Raw genomic sequence first — 243 nt, forward strand, 5'->3', positions numbered from 1 at the left:
GACTCCATGAAGTCGGAATCGCTAGTAATCGTAGATCAGAATGCTACGGTGAATACGTTCCCGGGCCTTGTACACACCGCCCGTCACACCATGGGAGTGGGTTGCAAAAGAAGTGGCTAGTTTAACCTTCGGGAGGACGGTCACCACTTTGTGATTCATGACTGGGGTGAAGTCGTAACAAGGTAACCCTAGGGGAACCTGGGGTTGGATCACCTCCTTATCTTGAAGTAAAACAGCTTAATG

1 rRNA gene is annotated in these 243 nt (G+C 49.8%); it reads left to right on the forward strand.

What is annotated here, in order from left to right:
• A 16S ribosomal RNA gene (locus tag H4J50_RS19380) occupies positions 1–220 on the forward strand; the annotation flags it as partial.
• Positions 221–243: the final 23 nt, after the last annotated feature.

The organism is Colwellia sp. 6M3 (assembly GCF_014077595.1).
Lineage (GTDB): Bacteria > Pseudomonadota > Gammaproteobacteria > Enterobacterales > Alteromonadaceae > Cognaticolwellia.